General features: G+C 50.9%; 1 tRNA gene. It reads left to right on the top strand.

Annotation, left to right across the window (positions count from 1 at the left end):
* Positions 1 to 151 precede the first annotated feature (151 nt).
* Positions 152 to 224, top strand: a tRNA-Phe gene (locus G9G53_RS26110).

Genomic DNA, 224 nt, shown 5'->3' with positions numbered 1-224 from the left:
CTGTGGTGTAGAGGCCTAACATGCCTGCCTGTCACGCAGGAGATCGCGGGTTCGAATCCCGTCAGTTCCGCCATTTTTCAATTCAATAGTTTTACCGTACTAAAGTGGGAAGGGGTATCCCTCCGCACTTTATTTTTTTGTTAATGGATATGGCTCGGTAGCTCAGTCGGTAGAGCAGAGGACTGAAAATCCTCGTGTCGGCGGTTCGATTCCGTCCCGAGCCA

It is taken from the genome of Paenibacillus sp. EKM206P (assembly GCF_011066155.1).
In the GTDB taxonomy this organism is placed as follows: Bacteria; Bacillota; Bacilli; order Paenibacillales; family Paenibacillaceae; genus Paenibacillus; species Paenibacillus polymyxa_D.
The sequence above is the reverse complement of the archived record's forward strand: the minus strand, read 5'-3'. Positions and strand labels throughout refer to the sequence as shown.